Below are 15,319 nucleotides of genomic sequence, written 5' to 3'. Positions count from 1 at the left end.
CATCACGTCGTACGGATGCTCGATGTGAGGCGAACCGGATCGCGGTCGCCGGCGTCCTCCATGGTCGACGAGGCGATCCGTGGGGGCCGTATGAAGATCCGACGACCGCGGCTGCCGCGCACCCGTCAGGGGCAGCGGCGGCTGGTGCAGGCCGTGATGGCCGGGTGTGTGCTGGCGCTGCTGCCGGCGACGTGGCTGTACGTGTCCACGGCGGACCGGCTGCGCACGACGGCGGACGCCCCGCGTGCGGAGGTCGCCGTGGTGTTCGGGGCCGGGCTGTGGAACGGGGAGCCGTCGCCGTACCTCGCGCACCGGCTGGACGCGGCGGCGAAGCTGTACCGGGCGGGGCGGGTCGAGGTGCTCCTGGTCACCGGCGACAACAGCCGCAAGGACTACGACGAGCCCGACGCCATGCGCGCCTACCTCACCCGGCACGGGGTGCCGGACCGGCGGATCGTCAGCGACTACGCCGGGTTCGACACCTGGGACTCCTGTGTGCGGGCCAAGAAGATCTTCGGCGTGGACCGGGCCGTACTGGTCAGCCAGGGTTTCCACATCCGCCGGGCGGTGGCGCTGTGCCGGGCGGCGGGGGTCGACTCGTACGGGGTCGGGGTCGACGCGAAGCACGACGTGACCTGGTACTACGGCGGTACGCGCGAGGTGTTCGCGGCGGGCAAGGCGGTGCTGGACGCGGTGTTCCATCCGGATCCGACGTTCCTCGGCCCGCGGGAATACGGGGTCACGAAGGCGCTGGCGGGGGCGCGGGGCTGAGCATGGAGATCACGGACCTGACGCCCGCCGAGCGGCGCGTCCGGGACGCCTTCCCGCTCGGCGAGGGGGTCGACTTCCGGGAGGGCGAGGACGAGGACGCGGCCTCGGGTGCCGCGTGGGGTCCCGAGCGGACGCTGCGGACGGAGGTGCTGCGGGAGCTGCTGCTGGACGGCCCGGTGCGGGAGGGCCGGATCGCCGGTCTGAAGGTGTGGGGCGCGCGCATCACCGGTCGGCTGGACCTCCGGTACGGCACCGTCGCCCATCCGGTCCGGCTGCGCTCCTGCCACTTCGAGGAGGCGCCCGACCTGTACGGGGCACGGGTCGTCGCTCTGGTTCTGAGCGACTCGGTGCTGCCGGGGCTGACGGCCGGGAACCTGCGCGCGGACGGGGTCGTGCGGATCACCTGCTGCCGGATCACGGGGCCGGTACGGCTCCAGGGGGCGCGGCTGTCCGGGGCCTTCTTCGCCAACGGGGCGCGGCTCGGCACACCCGGCGAGGTCCCCGAGGAGGCCGTGCTCCAGCTCAACCACGCCGAGGTGGCCACGGACGTGTGGGCCCCGGAGCTGGTCGCACACGGAAAGGTGCACATGAACGGGGCGGTCGTGCGCAATCAGGTGAACCTCAACGACGCGGAGCTGAACGCCCCCGGTGCCACCGCGCTGCACGCCGAGGTCCTCACGGTCGGCACCGATCTGCACGCCATGCGGCTGCGCGTCCGCGGCCGGGTCAATCTGGGCGGTGCGCGGATCCCCCGTCAGCTCAACCTCGCCCACGCCCGGCTGTCCCACCCGGGCGGCCAGGCCCTGCGCGCCAGCAGCAGTGTCGTCGGCGAGCTGTGGCTGCGGGAGGCCGAGCCGATCGAGGGGGCCGTCAATCTGCGCCGGGCCCAGCTCGACCTGCTGCACGTGCCGCCCGAGGTGTGGCCCCGGCAGGTGCAGACCGACGGACTCGGCTACCGCGTCCTGACCCCGCACCTGCCGGCCGCGCAGCGCCTTCCGCTGCTCGAACGCGAGCCCGACGGTTACCTTCCGCACCCCTACGAGCAGCTGGCCGCGGCGTACCGCACGGTGGGCGACGACGGCGCCGCCCGCACCGTCCAGCTGGCCAAGCTCCGTCGGCACCGGCGCACCCTGCCGCCGTACGCCCGGCTGTGGGGCTTTCTCCAGGACGCGGCCGTCGGCTACGGTTTCCGCCCGATGCGGGCCGCGGGCTGGCTGCTGCTCCTGCTGTGCACGGGCACACTCGCCTTCGCCCTGCACCATCCGCCCGCGCTCAAGCCCTCCGAGGCGCCCGCGTTCAACCCGCTCTTCTACACCCTGGACCTGCTGCTGCCGATCATCGACTTCGGCCAGGAGGGGGCGTTCGCGCCGCGCGGCTGGTACCAGTGGCTGGCGTATCTGCTGGTCGCCGCGGGCTGGGTGCTGGCGACGACGATCGCGGCGGGCGTCACCCGCTCCCTGAACCGGCAGTAGGCACCGGGCCGCGGGACCTCACGCCGTCCCCGGCCCGGCTGGGAGGCCGCCGTGGCGGGCGCGTAACCCGAAGCGGTCGGGGCCGTAACACGGTCGGCGCAGGCTGGGCGGCATGGAGACGATCGCCTCGACGCCCACCCACTGCCCGTACTGCGCCCTGCAGTGCGGGATGAACGTCACGCCCCTGCCGCAGGGGGGCGTCGAGGTGACCGAGCGGACGGACTTCCCGGTGAACCGGGGCGCGCTGTGCGGCAAGGGCCGTACGGCGGCCGAGGTGCTCTCGCCGGCGGTGCGGCTGACCTCGCCGCTGGTGCGGTCCGCCGGCCGGCTGGTCGAGGCGAGCTGGGCGGAGGCACTGGACCGGATCGCCGAGCGGCTCGCGGGGACGCGGGAGGGGTACGGGGCGGACGCGCTGGGCGTGTTCGGCGGCGGCGGGCTCACGAACGAGAAGGCGTACGCGCTGGGCAAGTTCGCCCGGGTGGTCCTCGGCACCTCGCAGATCGACTACAACGGCCGGTTCTGCATGTCGTCGGCCGCGGCGGCCGGCACGAAGGCGTTCGGCCTCGACCGGGGCCTGCCCTTCCCGCTGGAGGACATCCCGAAGACCGGGTGCGTGATCCTCGTCGGCTCCAATCTCGCCGAGACCATGCCGCCGTCCCTGCGGTTCTTCACGGAACTGCGGCAGAACGGGGGCACGTTGATCGTCGTCGACCCGCGCCGCACGCGCACCGCCGAGCAGGCCGACCTGCATCTCGCGCCCCGGCCCGGCACCGATCTGGCCCTGGCGCTGGGTCTGCTGCACCTGGTGGTGGCCGAGGGGCGGACGGACGAGGAGTACATCAGGCGGCGGACGACGGGCTGGGAGGAGGCGCGGGCGGCGGCGATGGCGCACTGGCCGGAGCAGGTGGAGCGGATCACGGGGGTGTCCGTTCCCCGGCTCCGCGAGGCCGTACGCCTGTTCTGCGAGCCGGAGGCGGCGATGGTGCTCACCGCGCGCGGGCCGGAACAGCAGTCCAAGGGCACGGACACGGTGGGCGCGTGGATCAACCTGTGCCTGGCGACCGGCCGGGCGGGCCGCCCGCTGTCCGGGTACGGCTGTCTGACCGGGCAGGGCAACGGGCAGGGCGGCCGCGAACACGGCCAGAAGGCCGACCAGCTGCCCGGCTACCGCAAGCTGGACGACCCGGCGGCGCGGGCGCATGTGGCGGGCGTGTGGGGGGTGGCCCCCGAGGCGCTCCCCGGCCCGGGGCGCAGCGCGTACGAACTCCTCGACGCCCTCGGCACGGACATCCGGGCGCTGCTGCTGATGGGCTCCAACCCGGTGGTGTCGGCGCCGCGCGCGGCCCATGTCGAGGGGCGGCTGCGCTCGCTGGACTTCCTGGCGGTGGCCGACGTCGTCCTGTCCGAGACGGCGGAGCTGGCGGACGTCGTCCTGCCGGTCACCCAGTGGGCGGAGGAGACGGGCACGACGACCAGCCTGGAGGGCAGGGTCCTGCTGCGCCGCCGTGCGGTCGCCCCGCCGCCCGGGGTGCGCAGCGACCTGTACGTCCTGCACGAGCTGGCGGCCCGGCTGGGGGTGGAGAAGGGCTTCCCGACGGACCCCGAGGAGGTCTTCGAGGAGCTGCGCCGGGCGAGCGCGGGCGGCCCCGCCGACTACTCGGGCATCAGCTACCGCCGCCTGGCGGAGGAGAACGGCGTGTTCTGGCCGTGCCCGGCCCAGAACACCGACACCGACACCGGCCCGGCCGCGCATGGCGACAGCAGCATCCCCACGGCTCCCGCCGGACGGCCGACGGCCCCACCCGCACTCACCGGCGCCGAAGCAGCAGCCGACGACCCGGCCCCCGACACCGGCCCGGCCGCGCGAGGCGACAGCGGAACACCCACGGATCCCCCCGGACGGCCGACGGACGGACCCGCACTCACCGGCACCACCGGCGGGCCCGCGACGGTCGACGACGGGGAGGACGCGGTGCTCGACGGTCTGCCCGACGACCCGGCCCGGGACGTCGGCGGCGCGGTGTCGCCCGGAGCCGCCGCGCCCGTGGTGCACCCTGGAACCCCCCGGCTCTTCCTCGACCGTTTCGCCACCGCGGACGGCCGGGCCCGGTTCGTCGCCGTGACGCACCGGGCCACGGCGGAGGAGCCCGACGCCGAGTATCCGTTGCTGCTGACCACCGGCCGGGTGGTGTCCCAGTACCAGTCGGGGGCCCAGACGCGGCGGGTCGCCGAGCTGAACGCCGCCGCGCCCGGGCCCTTCGTGGAGCTGCACCCCCGGCTCGCGGCCCGTATCGGCGCGGCCGAGGGCGACCCGGTCACGGTGGTCTCCCGGCGCGGCCGGGCGGTGGCCCCGGCCCGCATCACCGCGGCCATCCGCCCCGACACCGTGTTCATGCCGTTCCACTGGCCGGGCGAGGGCCGCGCCAACACGCTCACCAACCCGGCGCTCGACCCGACGTCCCGCATGCCGGAGTTCAAGTCGTGCGCCGTGCGGGTCGAGGTCGTAGGACCAGGGGAGTAGCGCGGATCGATCCGCAGGCCGCGGCGGCAGGCGGCCGGGGCACGTAGGTTCGAGGCATGTTCGACTTCGACCAGCACGACCTCGACGCCTATCTGGACCGCATCGGCTGGAAGGGCGGCCGACGGGCCGACCTGGAGACACTGCGGGGTGTGCATCTGGCGCACGCGCTGTCCCTGCCCTTCGAGAACCTGGACGCCGTGTCCGGGCGGGCTCCGTCGCTCGCCCCGGCCGAGGTGATGGCGAAGATGGTGCACGGCCGGCGCGGCGGCTACTGCTACGAGCACAACACGCTGCTCCGGCTGGCGCTGCAGGCGCTGGGGTTCGCGGTGACGCCGCTGGCGGGGCGGGTGGTGCTGGGCGCCGAGACGCCCGAGAGCCGGCCGCGCACCCATGCGATGCTGCGGGTCGCGGTGCCGGGCGAGCCGCGGCCGTATCTCGCGGACGTCGGCTTCGGCGCCGACGGTGCGCTGCTGGTGCCGGTGCCGCTGGTGACCGGCGAGGAGTTCGAGGGCGCGGGGCGCCGGCACCGGCTGGTGCCGCTGCCGCACCAAGGCCCCCTGGAGCTCCTGGAGTTGCAGGTGCAGGACCGCCGGACGCGGGCATGGGTGGGGCAGTACGCCTTCACGCTGGAGCCGTTCGCCCCGCCGGACTTCGAGGTGTTCAACTGGTACGTCGGCACCAGTCCGCGTTCCCCGTTCACCCGCCGCCCCTATCTGCAGCGGACGACCGCGGAGCGCCATCTCGCCCTGGACGGCGACCGGTTGACCGAGACCCGTTCCGACGGCACGGTGAGCGAGCGCAGGCTGGCGGACGAGGCGGAGGCGCGGCGCGTGGTCGAGGAGGAGTTCGGGATCGCCGTGCCCGAGGGGCTGACGCTGCTGGGCTGAGGCACCGGCTCAGCGGCGGGAGAGCCAGTCGCCGCCCTCGATCGGCTTGCCCTCGGCCCGCAGCCGGGCGGCGACACGCGGGGCGGCCAGATACACCCAGGCCCGCACCGGTGTGCCGTCGGCGGTGCGTATGACGTTCCGGGCGACGCGTTCGTAGAGGTTGCGCGGGTCGTCCGGGACGTATTCCTCCAGGCGGTCCAGGGCGGCGAGCAGCGCGGTGTACGCCTGTGTGCGGGCCGTGACCAGTTCACCCCGGACCTCGCCGTCCGGCCGCTCGACGGCGTAGGGGTAGCCGGGGCCGTCGTAGAGCGCCGCGCCGGGCAGCCGGGCCGGTTCCTCCGCCGTGGTGCGCCCGCGCAGGAACAGGTCGTGGTTGACCTCGCCGGGGCGGAGGGTGCCGTAGACGAAGAACGGCAGCGGCGTCCCGGACCGTTCGGGCTCCTCATTGATCACGGAAACGATTCTGTACCCCCTTCGGCTCCTCACACATCTCCATGAAGGGGCTATGGACATGACATGTCAGGGCCCCTTAAATCTCTGGGGACATCAGCGCCACCCCCACGCCCAGTTCGGCGCCTCCCCGAGGAGACAGATGAGCCGGATACGCCAGCACGTCCGAGGGTCCCGTCGTCTCACCACCACCGCCGGCGTCGCCGTCACCACCGCGACCCTGCTGACCGTCGCCCTCTCCCCCGCCGCCCACGCCGACACCAGACCGACCCGGTCCACCGCGATCCAGAACGCGGCGTCGGCACTCCTGGCCCATGCCGCGAGCCTGGGCCTGACCTCCGCCGAGAACACCAGCGTCCGCGATGTGATCGTGGACAAGGACGGCACCCAGCACGTCCGCTACGACCGCACGTACCACGGACTGCCCGTGCTGGGCGGTGACTTCGTGGTCCACCTGGCCCCGGACGGCGCCTACCGCAGCACCGACCGGGCCACCCGCGGCACCATATCCCTCAGCTCGGTCCTCCCGAAGGTCTCCGCCCCCAAGGCCGCCGACCTCGCCGTGAACGCCCTGCGCGCCGCCAACCTCGGCAACGTGCTCAAGGGGGTCAAGGCCAAGCCCGAGCTGATCGTCGACGCCCTGCACGGCGCCCCGAAGCTCGCCTGGCGCACCAACGCGGCCGGCCTGGACTCGCTCGGCAACCCGGTCGCCCGCACCGTGCTGACCGACGCCCGCACCGGGCACCAGATCGACGCCTGGGACAGCATCGAGACCGCCGCCGGCGACGGCAAGTCGCTCTACAGCGGGACGGTGCCGCTGCAGACGACCCAGTCGGGATCGTCGTACCAGCTCAAGGACCCGACCCGCGGCAACACCTTCACCGGTGACGCGGAGGGCAAGACCGACCTGTGCTTCTTCGGCATCTGCTTCAGCCGGGCACCCGCGACCCTCTTCACCGACGCCGACAACCACTGGGGCACCGGCGCCACCTCCGACCGCGCCTCGGCCGCCGTCGATGCCCAGTACGGCACCAACGAGACCTGGGACTACTACAAGAACGTCCAGGGCCGCAACGGCATCGGCGGTGACGGCAAGGGCTCGTACAACCGCGTCCACTACGGCAGCAACTACAACAACGCCTTCTGGGACGACAGTTGCTTCTGCATGACGTACGGCGACGGCGACGGGACCACGTTCGGGCCGCTGGTGGCGCTGGACGTGGCCGGGCACGAGATGACCCACGGCGTCACCTCCAAGACGGCCGCGCTGACCTACTCCGGCGAGTCCGGCGGCCTCAACGAGGCCACCTCGGACATCCTCGGCACGATGGTCGAGTGGTACGCGAACAACCCCTCCGACCCCGGTGACTACCTCATCGGCGAGAAGATCGTGAAGCCCGGCTTCGGCCAGCCCGCCCTGCGCTTCATGGACAAACCGTCCAAGGACGGCAACTCGGCGGACTACTGGAGCAGTTCGGTCGGCAACCTCGACGTCCACTACTCCTCCGGCGTCGCCAACCACTTCGCCTATCTGCTGGCGGAGGGCAGCGGCGCGAAGACGATCAACGGCGTCAGCTACAACTCCCCGACGTCCAACGGCTCCACGCTCACCGGCATCGGCCGGGACAAGGTCGGCAGGATCTGGTACCGGGCGCTGACGGTCTACATGACCTCCTCGACGAACTACGCAGGGGCCCGCACGGCGACCCTCAACGCCGCCAAGGACCTGTACGGCGCGGGCAGCGCGGAGTACAACGCGGTGGCGGCGGCCTGGAGCGCCGTCAACGTGAACTGAGTCCCCTGTGCCGCACCGGCCCCGGGAGTCCCCGACTCCCGGGGCCGTCACCCGTTCAACGGCGGGCGTCGCTCCATTCGTGTTTTCTTCATACCGGTCTCTCGTCTGCTCCCGCACACGGCTGTGACCTGCTCGAACCCGCTCCGGCTAGGCCGTGTGGGGGGCCGGGCCCGCCACCCGTTCACCGCATTCCTGACGAGCCCTCAGGAAGCGGAAGTCCCGGACTGCGACTTACCTCGGTAGGGCAGGGGCGAGCCCCCTGGACACGCCGTCAAGCCGAAGCCCCGGGGAGCACCATGCGCCGCACCGCCCGTCTGCTGACCGGTACCGCGCTCGTCGTGGCAGCCGCGGCACCCGCAGCCGCCGGCGGCACCGGCAGCCTGGAGGTGTATCCCTCCACCGTGGCGCCCGGCGCCCAGGTCAGTGTGAACACCGCCGCGTGCGGCGACAAGGGCTCGGCGACCGGCGACGCGGGCGCGGTCGGCGCCGGCACCTTCACCCTGGCCCCCAGTTCGCACGAGGGCGAGGCGATCGGCCAGTTCCAGGTGCCGCCCGGCGCGCAGCCGGGGACGTACGAGATCGTCGCCGCCTGCGCGGTGGGCGACCGGCAGGTGAAGGGCGACCTGGTGGTGGTGTTGAGCGCGGCGCACGAGCAGGTGCAGCCGCGAGGAAGCGTGAAGACGGGGGTCGGCGGCGCACTCGGCCCCGGCCCCGTGCAGACCACGGCGGGTGTGGCGGCGCTGGCCGTCGCCGCCGCGGGCGGTACCTGGCTCCTGCATCGCCGGGCGAGAGGCGACGGGATCTGACGGACACCCTCCGCTGTCCGTCGGCCGGTACCGCATGTCCCGCCCCCTCCGGGTCCGATGCCCCTCGCGGCCCGGAGGGGGAAGGGGTCTTCGGGGGTCCGCCCCCGGGAGAGGGGTCCGTATGCGCAGGAGCGCCAGGCGTGCCAGGCTCGGCGACACCGCGATAGCCGCGCTCACCGTGGTGGCCCTCGGCTCCGGGGTGTGGCTGCTCGGCGACGCCGGGACGGACACGCCACCGCAGCCGGCCGCCGCCGAGGGCCGCCCGGACCCGGGCGAGGAGCACCTCACGGCCCCCGCGCTCGCGCCCTCCCCGCCCACCCGCATCCGTATCCCCGCGATCCGGGTGAACGCCCCGCTGATGGGCCTGTCCCTCACCCCCTCCGGCAGCCTGGACGTGCCGCCCGCCCGGGAGAAGAACCTGGCCGGCTGGTACGAGTCCGGCACCATGCCCGGCGAGACGGGCACCGCGATCGTCGCCGGGCACGTCGACAACACCGAGGGCCCCGCCGTCTTCTACGACCTGGGCGCGCTGCGGCGGGGCGCCCGGATCGAGGTGGACCGCCGGGACGGCGGCGTGGCCGTGTTCACCGTGGACGCGGTGGAGGTGTACGCGGCCCGCGACTTCCCCGACGACAAGGTCTACGGCGCGGCTCACCGCCCCGAGCTCCGCGTCATCACCTGCGGCGGCGGCTACTCGAAGGCCACCGGCTACCAGGGCAACGTGGTGGTGTTCGCCCATCTGACGGGCAGCCGCTGAACGCTCCGCCCCACGGGTGAAAGGGGCGCGGGGCTGTGCCGCAGCCGCACGGCGGCGACCTCACACGCCCTTGCCGCGGCGGCTGAGGGCAGCGTTCCTCACGGGAAACAGACGTGATGCGGCCGGGTAACGTCCGGACCGCACGCTCAGGGGCATGACCTCGAATACGCGTGTGGTGGTGATCGGCGCCGGCCTCGCGGGCGTACGGCTCGCCCGGCGGCTCGGTGAGCTGGGCACGCCCGCGCTGCTCGTCGGCGAGGAGGGGCACCCTCCCTACAACCGGGTGCTGCTCGCGGAGGTGCTGGCCGGCCGCTACGCCCCGGAGGTGATCAGCCTCCCGGCACCGGCGGGGCTGCTCCGGGCCCGGGTCACCGGCATCGACCGGGCCGCCCGGACGGTCGGCTGCGCCGACGGCACGTCGATCGCATACGACACGCTGGTCCTCGCCACCGGCTCCAACCCCGTACTGCCGCCGCTGCGCGGTCTGTTCACGCCCGGCCACCGGCTCCCCGAGGGTGTCCACGCGTTCCGCACCATGGACGACTGCCTGGGCCTCGCCAAGGCGGTCCGGCCGGGCGTGCGCGCGGTCGTCGTCGGCGGCGGGCTGCTCGGTGTCTCCGCCGCCCGCGCGCTCGCCGTGCGCGGCGCGCAGGTGGTCCTCGCCCAGCAGGCCGAGCGGCTCATGGAACGCCAGCTCGACCCGGACGCCTCCCGGCTGGTGCTGCGGCACCTCACGGACCTGGGCGTCGAGGTGCACACCGAGTGCCGGGTGCGGGACGTGCGCTGTCTCGCGGGCGCGGTCCGCTCCGTGGAGCTGGCCGACGGATACGCCCTGGACGCCGACCTCGTCGTGGTCGCCTGCGGGGTGCGCCCGCGCACCGGCCTCGCCGAGCAGGCCGGTCTCGCCGTGCGCAAGGGCGTCCTCGTCGACGACGCCCTGCGCACCTCCGACCCGCACATCCACGCCGTCGGCGACTGCGCCCAGCACGACGGCACGGTCTACGGCCTGGCCGCCCCGGCGCTGGAACAGGCCGACGCGCTCGCCGCCCTGCTCGCCGGCGACACGGACGCACGCTACCGCGGCACCCGCTCCCTGACCCGGCTCACCCTCACCGGCCCGGGCTCCCCCTTCGACCTGGCCGCGTTCGGCGAGACCGAGGCGCGCCCCGGCGACGACGTCGTGCGGCTCGCCGACGCCACCCGCGGCACCTACCGCAAGGTCGTCGTCCGTGACGACCGCCTGGTCGGCGGGGTTCTCGTCGGCGAACTCGGCACCGTCGGCGCGCTCGCCCGCGCCTGGGAGGGAGCAGAGCCGCTCCCCGACGACGGCCCCCTGCTCCACCTGCTCACCAACGACGGAGGCTCCTGATGTCCACGGACACCCGCACGGACACCCCCACGATCGTGCTCGTCGGCCACGGCATGGTCGGCCAGCGCTTCCTCGAAGCGCTCGCCGAGCGCGGCCTGACCGCCACGCACCGCGTGGTCGTGCTGTGCGAGGAGCCGCGTCCGGCGTACGACCGCGTCGCCCTCACCTCGTACTTCTCGGGCCGGACGCCCGAGGACCTGTCGATGACCGACATGCGGTTCATCGAGGACCACGGCATCGAGCTGTACACCGGCGATCCGGCGGAGCGCGTCGACCGCGCGGCGAAGCAGGTCACGGCAAGGTCCGGCAAGGTCTTCGGGTACGACACGCTCGTGCTCGCCACCGGCTCCTACCCGTTCGTGCCGCCGGTGCCGAACAAGGACGCCGAGGGCTGCTTCGTCTACCGGACCATCGAGGACCTGCTCGCCATCGAGGAGTACGCGAAGACGCGGGCGAGGACCGGTGCCGTGGTCGGCGGCGGGCTGCTCGGTCTGGAGGCGGCCGGTGCGCTCAAGGGCCTCGGGATGGACACCCACATCGTGGAGTTCGCGCCGCGTCTGATGCCGGTGCAGGTCGACGAGGGCGGCGGCGCGGCGCTGCTGCGGACCATCGAGGGCATGGGCCTGACCGTGCACACCGGCACGGGCACCCAGGAGATCGTCACCGGCGCCGAGGGTGCCGTCACCGGCATGAAGCTGTCCGACGGCTCCGAACTGGCCGTCGACATGGTCGTGTTCAGCGCCGGGGTGCGCCCCCGCGACCAGCTGGCCCGGGACTGCGGTCTCGCCGTCGGCGAGCGCGGCGGCATCAGCGTGGACGAGCGGTGCCGTACGGTCGGCGACCCGCACGTGTTCGCGATCGGCGAGTGCGCGCTGGCGGCGGACGGGCGGGTCTACGGCCTGGTGGCGCCGGGTTACGAGCAGGCCGAGACGGCCGCGGCGGCCATCGCGGCGGACGAGGGCGAGCAGCGGACGTTCACCGGCGCCGACCTGTCCACCAAGCTGAAACTGCTCGGCGTGGACGTGGCGTCCTTCGGCGACGCGCACGGCACCACCGAGGACTGCCTGGACGTCGTCTACTCCGACTCCCGCGCGGGTCTGTACAAGAAGCTGGTCATCGGCAGGGACGGCACGCTGCTCGGCGGCGTCCTGGTCGGCGACGCGGAGACGTACGGCACCCTGCGGGCTCTGACCGGCTCCGTGCCGCCCATCGCCCCCGAGTCCCTCGTCCTGCCCGCCGGAGCGGACTCGGGGGCCCAGCTCGGCCCGTCCGCGCTGCCGGACGAGGCGGTCATCTGCTCCTGCCACAACGTCAGCAAGGGCGCGATCAGGGGCGCGGTCGGCGAGCACCGGTGCACCACCGTGTCCGAGGTGAAGAGGTGCACCAAGGCCGGTACCGGCTGCGGCAGTTGTGTGAAGGTGCTGGGCCAGCTGGTGGACGCCGAGCTGGAGGCGTCCGGCATCGAGGTCGACAAGGGCCTGTGCGGCTGCTTCGCCCAGACCCGCGAGGAGCTGTACGAGATCGTCCTCGCCCTGCGCATCACCTCGTACCAGGACCTCCTCGACCGCTACGGCCGCGAGGGCGCCCGGGGCGGCGACGGCTGCGAGACCTGCAAGCCGGCCGTCGGCTCGATCATCGCCTCCCTCGCCCCGGCGATCGGCGCGAGCGGCTATGTCCTGGACGGCGAGCAGGCGGCGCTGCAGGACACCAACGACCACTTCCTGGCCAACCTGCAGAAGAACGGCTCGTACTCGGTCGTGCCGCGCATCCCCGGCGGCGAGATCGCCCCCGAGAAGCTGATCGTGATCGGCGAGATCGCCCGGGACTTCGGGCTCTACACGAAGATCACCGGCGGCCAGCGGATCGACATGTTCGGCGCGCGGGTCGAGCAGCTGCCGCTGATCTGGGCCCGGTTGGTGGACGCCGGCTTCGAGTCCGGACACGCCTACGGCAAGGCGCTGCGCACGGTGAAGTCCTGCGTCGGCTCTACCTGGTGCCGGTACGGCGTCCAGGACTCCGTCCGGATGGCGATCGACCTGGAGCTGCGCTACCGGGGCCTGAGGTCGCCGCACAAGCTCAAGTCCGCCGTCTCCGGGTGCGCCCGCGAGTGCGCCGAGGCCCAGTCGAAGGACTTCGGGGTCCTCGCGACCTCCAACGGCTGGAACCTGTACGTCGGCGGCAACGGCGGTGCCACCCCGCGTCACGCGGACCTGCTCGCGCAGGACCTGTCCGACGCCGAACTCGTCCGCCTCATCGACCGGTTCCTGATGTTCTACATCCGCACCGCCGACCGGCTGGAGCGCACGAGCACCTGGCTGGAGCGGATCCCCGGCGGCCTGGACCACGTACGGGACGTGGTGGTGCACGACTCGCTCGGCATCTGCGACGAGCTGGAGCAGCTGATGCGGGCGCACGTCGCCCACTACCGCGACGAGTGGGCCGAGACCATCGACGACCCCGAGAAGCTGGCGCGGTTCGTGTCCTTCGTGAACGCCCCGGACACCCCGGACCCGGTCGTCGCCTTCGTCCCCGAGCGTGACCAGATCAAGCCCGACCTGCCGCTGCTGTCCATCGGCATCCGCCCCTCGGACACCGCGGCCGACGTCCTGGAAGGAAGCGCCCAGCGATGACCCTGGCTCTTGAGACCACCGACCTGAAGGTCCAACTCCGGCTGGCGGAAGGCTGGTTCACGGCCTGTGACCTCAGCGCGCTCACCCCGGGCCGCGGGGTGGCCGCCCTGCTGCCGGACGGCCGCCAGGTGGCCCTCTTCCGCGACCGCACCGGCCGGCTGTACGCCGTCGACAACCGCGACCCGTTCACCGGCGCGGCCGTCCTCTCCCGCGGCCTGACCGGCACCCACCAGGACCGCCCGTTCGTGGCCTCGCCCCTGCTGAAGCAGCGTTTCGACCTGATCAGCGGGCAGTGCCTGGACGACGAGGCGGTGCGGGTGACGGCGTACGACGTCCGCACCACCTGAGCCTTACTTGACCGAACGGTTCAGAAAATCCTAGGCTGTGGTCCATGGCCAGGACCAAGGAATTCGACCCCGACGCCGCGCTGCAGTCAGCCCTGGAGCTGTTCTGGCGGCGCGGCTACGAGGCGACGTCGATGGCCGACCTGGTCGCCCACCTGGGCATCGGCAGAGCGAGCCTGTACGCCACCTTCGGCAGCAAGCACGCCCTGTACCTGAGCGCGCTGGAGCGGTACGGGCAGACCCAGAACCCCCTGCTGACCGAGGAGCTGTCCCGGCCGGGCCCGGTGCTGCCGGCCGTACGGGCGCTGGTACTGCGGTTCGCCGCCGAGGCCACGGCCGAGGCGACCCGGCAGCGGGGCTGCCTGGTCACCAACACGGCGGTCGAACTGGCCGCGCACGACACGGCGGCCGCCCGCAGGGTGGAGCAGAGCTGGGACCACCTGGAGACCCTGCTGCACTCCGCCCTGGTCCGCGCCCAGGCGCAGGGCGAGCTGGCCGCGGACCGCACCCCCCTGCCCCTCGCCCGCACCCTGCTCGTGCTGCTCCAAGGCCTGCGGGTGGTCGGCAAGGCCTCGACCGACCCGGCCCGCGTCCACGACGCGGCGGAGCAGGCACTGGCGCTGCTCGGCTGAACCGTGACGCCCTCCGTCCGGGGGGTTTCCTTCGCCTCCATACTGAACCGATCAGTCATGAAAACGGCCGTCAAGAACGGTCGTCAGGAACAGGGGAGATCATGACCGCCACCGCACGCAACCGCTTCTTCGGCCGGACGGCCCTCGTCACCGGCGCCGGCACCGGCATCGGGCGGGGCATCGCACTCGCCTTCGCCCACGAGGGCGCGCACGTGGTCGTCGCGGGACGCCGCGCGGAGCCCCTGGACGAGACCGTCGCGCTGATCGAGCGGGCGGGCGGCAAGGCGCTGGCCGTCACCGCGGACGTGACCAGCGCCGCCGAACTGCGGGCCCTGGTGTCCGCCGCCGTGGACCGGTTCGGCTCCCTCGACGTGGCGGTGAACAACGCCGGCGTGCTGACCGGGCGCGGTGTGCCCGCGGCGGACCTGCCCGAGGAGGCCTGGCGGACGATGCTCGACATCAACGTCACCGGAGTCCTGCTCGCCCTCCAGGCCGAGGTCGCCCAGATGCGGACCCAGCCGAACGGCGGGGCCATCGTGAACATCGCCTCCCGGATCGGCGTCCACAGCCGGCTGCGCGGTACCACCGGCTACGCCGTCACCAAGGCGGCCGTGTCGGTGCTCAGCCGCAGCGCCGCCCTGGACCACATCGCCGACGGTGTGCGCATCAACGCCGTCAGCCCCGGCCCCACCGCCACGGACATGTCCTTCAAGCCCGGTGAGACGGAGGCCGACCGGGCCGCCCGGATGCGCACCGAGGCCCCGCTCGGCCGGGTCTCCACCGTCGAGGAGATCGCCGCCGCCGTGCTCTACCTGGCCTCGGACGACGCGGCCTCGGTCGTCGGCACCGACCTGGTGGTGGACGGCGGCTCCACCGCCTGACCCG

13 protein-coding genes are annotated in these 15,319 nt (G+C 73.3%); 12 read left to right on the top strand and 1 reads right to left on the bottom strand.

The window, feature by feature from the left end:
- Nucleotides 1-90 precede the first annotated feature (90 nt).
- The 4 genes from IO33_RS0101190 (at nucleotide 91) to IO33_RS0101175 (ending at nucleotide 5,651) form a co-directional block, all read left to right on the top strand.
- On the top strand, nucleotides 91-771 hold the full coding sequence (locus tag IO33_RS0101190; RefSeq protein ID WP_031159018.1) for a SanA/YdcF family protein: 681 nt from the start codon (nucleotides 91-93) through the stop codon (nucleotides 769-771).
- 2 nt (nucleotides 772-773) lie between these two features.
- Nucleotides 774-2,243: a hypothetical protein gene (locus IO33_RS0101185; protein WP_031159016.1), complete on the top strand. Its 1,470-nt coding sequence runs from the start codon at nucleotides 774-776 to the stop codon at nucleotides 2,241-2,243.
- A 112-nt stretch (nucleotides 2,244-2,355) separates the two neighbouring features.
- Nucleotides 2,356-4,764 carry a molybdopterin oxidoreductase family protein gene (locus IO33_RS0101180; RefSeq protein ID WP_031159013.1) on the top strand — a complete coding sequence of 803 codons (2,409 nt, stop codon included), beginning with the start codon at nucleotides 2,356-2,358 and terminating at the stop codon, nucleotides 4,762-4,764.
- 56 nt (nucleotides 4,765-4,820) lie between these two features.
- Complete coding sequence (locus IO33_RS0101175; protein WP_031159010.1) at nucleotides 4,821-5,651, top strand: arylamine N-acetyltransferase family protein; 831 nt, start codon at nucleotides 4,821-4,823, stop codon at nucleotides 5,649-5,651.
- A 9-nt stretch (nucleotides 5,652-5,660) separates the two neighbouring features.
- Here IO33_RS0101175 and IO33_RS0101170 read toward each other — a convergent pair whose 3' ends face one another.
- Nucleotides 5,661-6,104, bottom strand: a complete 444-nt coding sequence (locus IO33_RS0101170) for a gamma-glutamylcyclotransferase family protein (protein ID WP_037684699.1) — start codon at nucleotides 6,102-6,104, stop codon at nucleotides 5,661-5,663.
- Between the two features lie 139 nt (nucleotides 6,105-6,243).
- Here IO33_RS0101170 and IO33_RS0101165 point away from each other — a divergent pair, with 139 nt between their 5' ends.
- The 8 genes from IO33_RS0101165 (at nucleotide 6,244) to IO33_RS0101130 (ending at nucleotide 15,315) form a co-directional block, all read left to right on the top strand.
- A complete protein-coding gene (locus tag IO33_RS0101165) occupies nucleotides 6,244-7,896 on the top strand; it encodes a M4 family metallopeptidase (RefSeq protein ID WP_031159005.1) in 1,653 nt (550 codons plus the stop codon).
- A 296-nt stretch (nucleotides 7,897-8,192) separates the two neighbouring features.
- Nucleotides 8,193-8,702, top strand: a complete 510-nt coding sequence (locus tag IO33_RS0101160) for a hypothetical protein (protein WP_031159002.1) — start codon at nucleotides 8,193-8,195, stop codon at nucleotides 8,700-8,702.
- A 121-nt stretch (nucleotides 8,703-8,823) separates the two neighbouring features.
- The gene (locus IO33_RS0101155; RefSeq protein WP_031159001.1) at nucleotides 8,824-9,459 is read left to right on the top strand and encodes a class F sortase; all 636 of its coding nucleotides are present in this window, start codon (nucleotides 8,824-8,826) and stop codon (nucleotides 9,457-9,459) included.
- Between the two features lie 154 nt (nucleotides 9,460-9,613).
- Nucleotides 9,614-10,828 (top strand): NAD(P)/FAD-dependent oxidoreductase, encoded by a 1,215-nt coding sequence (locus tag IO33_RS0101150; protein WP_031158999.1) that lies wholly within the window; start codon nucleotides 9,614-9,616, stop codon nucleotides 10,826-10,828.
- The gene (gene nirB, locus IO33_RS0101145) at nucleotides 10,828-13,458 is read left to right on the top strand and encodes a nitrite reductase large subunit NirB (protein WP_031158996.1); all 2,631 of its coding nucleotides are present in this window, start codon (nucleotides 10,828-10,830) and stop codon (nucleotides 13,456-13,458) included. The genes IO33_RS0101150 and nirB overlap by 1 nt, the downstream gene beginning before the upstream one ends.
- Entirely contained in the window at nucleotides 13,455-13,805 is a 351-nt protein-coding gene (gene nirD, locus IO33_RS0101140) for a nitrite reductase small subunit NirD (protein WP_031158992.1), read from the top strand. The genes nirB and nirD overlap by 4 nt, the downstream gene beginning before the upstream one ends.
- A gap of 44 nt (nucleotides 13,806-13,849) precedes the next feature.
- Nucleotides 13,850-14,434, top strand: coding sequence for a TetR/AcrR family transcriptional regulator (locus tag IO33_RS0101135; RefSeq protein WP_031158990.1), 585 nt, complete (start codon nucleotides 13,850-13,852; stop codon nucleotides 14,432-14,434).
- 101 nt (nucleotides 14,435-14,535) lie between these two features.
- Nucleotides 14,536-15,315, top strand: coding sequence for an SDR family NAD(P)-dependent oxidoreductase (locus tag IO33_RS0101130; RefSeq protein ID WP_031158988.1), 780 nt, complete (start codon nucleotides 14,536-14,538; stop codon nucleotides 15,313-15,315).
- Nucleotides 15,316-15,319 lie beyond the last annotated feature (4 nt).

The organism is Streptomyces durhamensis (assembly GCF_000725475.1).
Lineage (GTDB): Bacteria > Actinomycetota > Actinomycetes > Streptomycetales > Streptomycetaceae > Streptomyces > Streptomyces filipinensis.
This window is presented reverse-complemented; position numbering and strand designations above follow the sequence as displayed.